Source organism: Paenibacillus sp. P4_A7 (assembly GCF_056402455.1).
On record NZ_JBFUHJ010000287.1, the window covers coordinates 1 to 7,212 of the forward strand.

Consider the following 7,212-nt stretch of genomic DNA (forward strand, 5'->3'; position numbering starts at 1 on the left):
GCACTGATTACAAGGCGGCGATCCAAACGTATTCCCCATTACATATAAAATACTGGAATTCAATGACTACTACTAAGCTAGAGGAAATCATTAAGCACAGTATCATGTACCCAAACACGAAAAGAGAACTAAAAGAAGCGCGTGTGTTGTATATCAATGACAAGATCGCCGCAGTTTATGTGAGAGTTCTTCATACCGAACTTCCACAGACCTATGGAGGTACAATAGAGCTTGTGGAGTTAGATGAACCATTTGAATATGAAGATATTCTTTATATGGATCATACGGACGGAAAACGGTGGACTTATTACGAAGAAGATTCATTAAATATTTTAAATTAATGAGGTAAATATTGTTTAAAATGAAGGGAGGATGAGTGACGAATTGAAACAAACGAGGCTTTTACTATTAGCACTAACTATGTTATCCTTGTTGGCAAGCTGTAGTAATAACGATCAATATTGGAGGCATCACATTGAGTAAACGCTATCGAGTTACAAGAACATTACAGGAAAACGGAAATTTTGGGCAAACAATATCTTTGGAAGAGTGCAAACAGTACTTCAGTACCAAGCCTGATTTTGCTTATACTTCCGTTTTTACGATAACAGGCGCTACCACCATGTCCATTGACGGCGATTTTTTCATGTGGAGCCATGGAGATTCGAAGATCCCATTTAGGCATTATCAAGGAGATATTTATGTGTCCGGCACTAATGAAGCAGTAATTCCTATAATGATTGAGATAGCCGGCGAGTTAATGGCAGATATACTGGAAGAGTAACAACACTAACCATATAAACCTTTATGAAAAGCCTTATTTTAAAGGCTTTTTTTATTTGGATAGCGCAATATCATACAAGAAAATTTTTATAATAAATGTTATTGTTAATTCTCATCATGTGTAGGGGGATAGCTGGATGCCAAATGAAATTCGCACGATTTATCTTGATTCTGATTTAAATGTAGAGGCCTATCAATTTAAGGGAATCATGCAAAAGTTTCCTGCTCATTTTCATGAATATTATGTGATCGGCTTTATTGAAGAAGGTCAGCGTTTTTTAGTTTGCAAAGGTGAGCAGTATATTATTAATCCAGGGGACCTATTATTGTTCAACCCTTATGATACTCACAGTTGCGAGCAGATAGACGGCAAAACACTAGATTATCGATGCATCAATGTGAAGCCTGAAGTTATGAAAAAGCTTGTATTCGAAATTAATGGTACCGATACCCTTCCGTACTTTAAACCAAGTGTTTTATACCAAAGTGAATTTGTTTCCAATCTGAAAGAATTGCATTTACAAATTTCAGAGTCTGAGAGTGAGTTTATGAAGGAGGAGTTATTCTTGTACTTCATGGAAGAGCTCATTCAGACGCATTCTGACCTTACAATTATTCCACCAGTATTTGAAACCTCTCAAGAAATCAGAACAGTTTGTAACTATTTGGAGGAAAATTACACAAAAATGATTACACTTAACGATTTAAGTGCTCTAACGGGATGGAGTAAGTATCATCTACTTAGAACTTTCACAAAACAAAAGGGGATATCTCCTTACAGCTACTTGGAGACGATACGAGTAAACCATGCAAAACAACTTCTGGAGCAAGGCTTAAAGCCCATTGATGTGACTTTTCTAACAGGATTTAGTGATCAGAGTCACTTGACTAAATTTTTCAAAAGACAGATAGGTTTAACACCCAAACAATATATGAGGATTTACCTCAACGCTTAATAAGGAGATAAAGATGGATAATTTATTTGCATATATGCTGATGGCCCTGATGATGTCAATGTTACCTGGAACAGATACAATACTAATAATGAAAAATACACTAACCCGCGGTGCAAAAGCCGGACGATATACGATACTCGGGATGGCGACGGGTCTTACATTCTGGACTTTTATTGCAGTTCTCGGATTGTCAGTTGTCATTGCCCAGTCCGTATTTTTATTCAATACGATCAAGTATTTGGGAGCCGCGTACTTGTTTTACTTAGGTATAAGAGCATTTTTCACTAAAAGCACACTCTCGTTAGATGCTGTTCAAGCAGATAACCAGCATTCTATGGATAACTTATTGCAACATCACTTTAAAGAATCCTACTTACAAGGTGTCTTTAGTAATATACTTAACCCCAAGACCGTATTGGTATACATCACTTTCATGCCTCAATTTATTGATCTTGATGGAAATACCAATCAACAATTGGTTGGTTTAGGAGTAATCCTCACGTTAATTGCAGTAGGATGGTTTTTGATCTTAGTTTATCTTTTAGACCATGTGAAGAAGTGGCTGAAAAAACCTAACTTCCAAAAAGTTTTTCAAAAAACTACTGGAGTATTATTAATCGGATTTGGAGTGAAAACAGTCTTATAAATCCAAAAGGTTGGAAAGTATGTAACCTTTAAAAACGAAAAGGCTGCCGCGGCAGCCTTTTTTTTACGCTTACGACACTCCGCCGTGATTGAGCTGTTATTTTTACTCAAATCATTATTTCAAAAACTCAATAAACTTGCTTGCCGCATTGGAGAGCGGCATATTTTTCATAATCATGAAGCCTACTTGAGAAGGTGGCATCTTAATATCTAATTGAATCTCGAATAGAGAGCCCTCTTCCAGCTCCTTGGAAATGAATTCTTTGGTTACGTAGGAGATTCCTAGACCTTTCCGTGCAAACTCGATGAGCAGATCAACACTTCCCACTTCAATTTCAGGCTTGATTTGATAACCATAGCTCTCGAATAACTCAGTAATCGCCATTCTAACACGGCTATTACGCGAGAATAGGATGATAGGGTATTTAAGCAGCAGATCCAGTGAAAGTACTTTGTCTTTAAGCTCGGAATATCGAGCCCCCGCCACAAAACAATCCTGAAGCTCGATGCCCTTCATAACTTCAAGCTGCGAATCGACAATAGGCATACGCACAACGCCCAAATCGATTTTACCTTCCTTCAGAAAAGCAATCGTCTCCGGTGTCGTTCCATGATTCAGATGCAATTTAATGCCGGGATGCTTCTCGTGATAGCTTTCTAGAAACGGCAGCATGTAATGCTTGAACAACGAGTCGCTCCCGCCAATCCGCAGCTCACCGCTGTCCAATTTTTTTAAAGCCGCCATCTTTTCTTCCGCAAGCGAGATGAGAACCTGAGACTTCTCGATATAGGAATAAAGGATAGCACCTTCTTGCGTTAAGGCAACGCCCTTAGAATTTCGATAAAACAAAGTGATTCCGAAGCTTTCTTCCAACTGCTTGATGGCATGGCTCACGCTTGGCTGAGTGATAAACAACAATTTGGCGGCCTGGGACAAGCTTCCCATCTTAGCGGCCCAATAAAAAACTTTGTATAATTCATAATTGATCATAGATGTGGTCTATAGCTCCTGTGAAATATATGTATTACATGTATAGGTCATATTCGTATTATAGTGGATTTAGGAAATAGAAACCAGTGCCTACAAAGAAGCTTGCTGGAAGGAGAAGTATGATGGAAGCAACAACGTTTGTATTGTTTGGAGCAACAGGGGATTTAGCAAAAAGAAAAATTTACCCTGCTTTGTATAATTTATTTATTGATCAAAAACTGCCTGAGTTTTTCGCAGTGGTCGGCCTTGGAAGAAGAGAGCTATCCGATGAAGCGTTTCAGTCCAATATAGAGCAGTCTCTTCATACGTTTTCCAGACGCGAAGCGAATGATCCCGTATTGTTACAAAGCTTCTTGAATAAATTCCGTTATAGTGTTCTGGATGTAGGACACAAAGAGGATTATCAGAAATTGCTTCAGCAAATTGAACAACGAGAAGAAGAGCTTCGAATCGCACCGAATCGCTTGTTCTACTTATCCGTTGGACCTGAATTTTTTGAAACGATTGCAGCTAACATCAGTGAAAGTGGACTTGGTTCTGCGGATGGTTGGAAGCGTCTTGTGATCGAAAAGCCATTTGGTCATGATTTGCAATCTGCTCGTGAATTGAATAAGAATTTGAGTAAATCCTTTACGGAGGATGAAGTATTCCGAATTGATCATTATCTCGGCAAGCCGATGGTTCAGAAGCTCGAGTTTCTGCAACAGAGCAATCCTGTTCTACAAGCATTATGGGATAACCGCTACATTGCTAACGTTCAAATTACTGCAAATGAAATCGTTGGTGTCGAAGAACGAGCAGGTTATTACGATMAAGTTGGTGCGATTAGAGACATGTTTCAAAACCATTTGCTTCAATTGCTCATGATGCTTACGATTCATCTGCCGAAAGATAGTACTTCAGAAAATGTCCGTTTCAAAAAGAAGTTGATCATGGATTCCTTGGTGCCACTGCAAAAAGAAGATGTCCGCACTCAAGTTGTCCGCGGGCAGTATGGAGAGGGTATCATCCAGAATAAACCAGTGAACGGTTATACTTCCGAACCGAACATTGCTGCAACCTCTAAGAACGATACCTTTATCGCAGCCAAACTTCAGATCGATGATTATTTTTGGAGGGGTGTTCCTTTTTACATTCGCACAGGTAAAAGAATGAAGGACAAATCAACGCGAATTGTAATTGAGTTCAAGGAACCGTTAAAGCAATCCTCAGCAAACGATAATAATAAACAACCTAATTTACTGGTATTTGAAATTAGTCCTGACGAGAGTATAAGGCTGCAATTAAATACGCGAGACCCTAAACATAAAGGTGAATTCAGACCAATGAATATCGACTTTCATGCGAGTCAGGACAATGTACCTGAAGCGTATGAGAATTTGATACATGATGCTTTGCAAGGGGATTCAACGTTTTTCGCGCATTGGGACGAAGTGGAGTTGTCATGGAAATGGGTTCAACCTATTTTGGATGCATACGAAGAAAACCTACTTCCACTTCATCACTATGCAGCTGGCACATATGGACCAATAGAATCAGATGCACTGCTCGCACAAGATGGCTATCATTGGTGGTTCGATGACAAGTCGCAACAAAAAATCCAAACCGTACAAGGAGAACAATATGCCTATCACACGAACAATTGAACAACTCTCAGTTGACACGATCCGTACCTTATCTATCGATGCAATCAATGCTGCCAATTCGGGACATCCTGGGCTTCCGATGGGAGCCGCACCTATGGCGTATGCACTTTGGGGCAAACAGCTTAATCACAATCCAGCTCATTCAAAATGGTTCAACCGCGATCGTTTCGTCTTATCCGCAGGTCACGGCTCGGCTTTGCTTTACAGCCTTCTGCATCTGTCAGGTTATAACGTATCTATCGATGATTTGAAGCAGTTCCGCAAACTAAACAGCAAAACTCCAGGACACCCTGAATTTGGCCACACGGATGGCGTAGACGCAACAACTGGACCTTTGGGGCAAGGGATCGCAATGGCAGTAGGTATGGCAATGGCCGAGGCTCATCTTGCATCGAAATTCAATCAAAATGAATTCCCGGTTGTCGATCATTATACGTATGCTCTAGTAGGTGACGGCTGCCTAATGGAAGGTATTTCCTATGAAGCTATGTCGATGGCAGGACATATGAAACTGGGTAAACTAATTGTCATGTATGATTCCAACGACATCTCCTTGGACGGAGAGCTGAATCTTTCCTTCGGAGAAAACATGCAGAAGAGAGCGGAATCCGCAAACTGGCACTATTTGCGAGTTGAAGATGGCAACGACATCGAACAAATTACGAAATCAATCGAAGCTGCCAAGCAAAATGATTCGCAGCCAACGATTATCGAAATCCGTACGATTATCGGTTTCGGAAGCAAGGTAGCTGGAACAAACAAAGCGCACGGCAACCCGCTTGGCAAAGAAGAGGCAAAGGCAACTAAAGCGGTTTACGGATGGAACCATGAGGAAGAATTTACAGTTCCAGCAGAAGTCAAAGCCCACTTTGCGCAGCTTAAGCAAAACGGTGAGGCGAAAGAAGCAGCGTGGAACCAGTTATTCGATTCTTATAAATTACAGCATACTGAGCTTGGATCTGAGCTGGAGAAAGTGATAGAGGGTTCGGTCGTGATCGATGCAGCAGACCTTCTCACGTTCGACACTTCCAAGACGGTTTCAACTCGTATAGCGAGCGGTCAAGCGATCAATCATTTTGTTAAATTGGTTCCATCGATTTTCGGCGGTAGCGCGGACTTGTCACATTCTACGATGACCGATATCAGCGGTGAACAAGTATTTGCTGTTGAATCTTATGCAGGACGTAATATCTACTTCGGTGTTCGCGAACATGCTATGGGTGCAGCTGGAAACGGTATGGCTCTGCATGGCGGCGTAAAACCATTCGTAAGTACATTCTTCGTGTTCAGTGACTATCTGCGTCCATCGATTCGTCTGGCTGCACTACAGAAATTGCCTGTTACTTACGTATTTACCCATGATTCCATTGCTGTAGGTGAAGATGGACCGACTCATGAACCAGTTGAGCACTTAGCAGCACTGCGAACGATTCCGGGGCTTACGGTCATTCGTCCAACTGATGCTAATGAAACGGCTAACGCATGGGCCTACTCTTTACAGCAAAATGATGGTCCGGTAGCTCTAGTGCTGAGCAGACAGAACCTGCCTATATATGAAGCAACTAATGGCAATGTTGAAGCAGTGTCCAAAGGAGCTTATGTTCTGACGGAAACGAATGGTCAGCCGGATGTTATTCTGATTGGAACAGGCTCCGAGGTTTCACTCGCAGTGGACGCGAAAGCTGAGCTTGAGAAAGAAAATATTTCCGTTCGTGTAGTTGCCATGCCAAGCCGTGAATTATTTAACCGTCAATCCGCTGAATACCAGCAAGCTGTTCTGCCATCATCTGTTACGAAGCGCTTAGCTATTGAGGCTGGCATTTCGTTAGGCTGGGAGCGTTACACAGGACCAAACGGTAAGTTTTTGTCCATTGATACATTTGGTGCATCTGGACCAGGCAATGAGGTATTGGAGCACTTCGGTTTCTCCGTTAATAATGTAGTTCGCATGGTGAAAGAGTTACAATAAATTAGACATACTAATGGCTGTTTAAGTGAACTGTTCTATCGAGGTTAAGTAGGTTAATACAAGCAATTAAATAGGTAACAACCACAAACAATTGGAGGTAATTACTATGAAATTCTTTATCGACACTGCAAATCTGGTAGATATTAAAAAAGCTTATAAAATCGGTGTGTTATCAGGTGTTACGACAAACCCATCCTTGGTTGCCAAAGAAGGAGTGAAATT

8 protein-coding genes are annotated in these 7,212 nt (G+C 41.0%); 7 read left to right on the forward strand and 1 reads right to left on the reverse strand.

The genetic code is table 11. The features are described 5' to 3' along the window. From AC1DWN_RS23795 to AC1DWN_RS23810, 4 genes are all read left to right on the forward strand, one after another. A partial coding sequence (locus AC1DWN_RS23795) for a hypothetical protein (RefSeq protein ID WP_477561376.1) occupies nucleotides 1-341 on the forward strand: 341 nt, incomplete at its 5' end. A 134-nt stretch (nucleotides 342-475) separates the two neighbouring features. Beyond that, nucleotides 476-784 (forward strand): hypothetical protein, encoded by a 309-nt coding sequence (locus AC1DWN_RS23800; RefSeq protein WP_477561377.1) that lies wholly within the window; start codon nucleotides 476-478, stop codon nucleotides 782-784. Between the two features lie 136 nt (nucleotides 785-920). Then, nucleotides 921-1,739 (forward strand): AraC family ligand binding domain-containing protein, encoded by an 819-nt coding sequence (locus AC1DWN_RS23805; protein ID WP_477561378.1) that lies wholly within the window; start codon nucleotides 921-923, stop codon nucleotides 1,737-1,739. A 13-nt stretch (nucleotides 1,740-1,752) separates the two neighbouring features. Further along, nucleotides 1,753-2,385, forward strand: coding sequence for a homoserine/threonine efflux transporter (locus tag AC1DWN_RS23810; RefSeq protein WP_477561379.1), 633 nt, complete (start codon nucleotides 1,753-1,755; stop codon nucleotides 2,383-2,385). Between the two features lie 114 nt (nucleotides 2,386-2,499). On the opposite strand, the gene AC1DWN_RS23815 is transcribed toward AC1DWN_RS23810, so the two are convergent. Then, a complete protein-coding gene (locus tag AC1DWN_RS23815; protein WP_477561380.1) occupies nucleotides 2,500-3,375 on the reverse strand; it encodes a LysR family transcriptional regulator in 876 nt (291 codons plus the stop codon). Nucleotides 3,376-3,497: 122 nt separating this feature from the next. Here AC1DWN_RS23815 and zwf point away from each other — a divergent pair, with 122 nt between their 5' ends. The 3 genes from zwf to AC1DWN_RS23830 form a co-directional block, all read left to right on the forward strand. After that, complete coding sequence (gene zwf / locus AC1DWN_RS23820; protein ID WP_477561381.1) at nucleotides 3,498-5,021, forward strand: glucose-6-phosphate dehydrogenase; 1,524 nt, start codon at nucleotides 3,498-3,500, stop codon at nucleotides 5,019-5,021. Next, entirely contained in the window at nucleotides 5,005-6,990 is a 1,986-nt protein-coding gene (gene tkt, locus AC1DWN_RS23825; RefSeq protein WP_477561382.1) for a transketolase, read from the forward strand. Before zwf ends, tkt begins: the two co-directional genes overlap by 17 nt. A 106-nt stretch (nucleotides 6,991-7,096) precedes the next feature. Further along, nucleotides 7,097-7,212: transaldolase family protein (locus tag AC1DWN_RS23830; protein ID WP_477561383.1), on the forward strand; the 116-nt coding region annotated here is incomplete at its 3' end.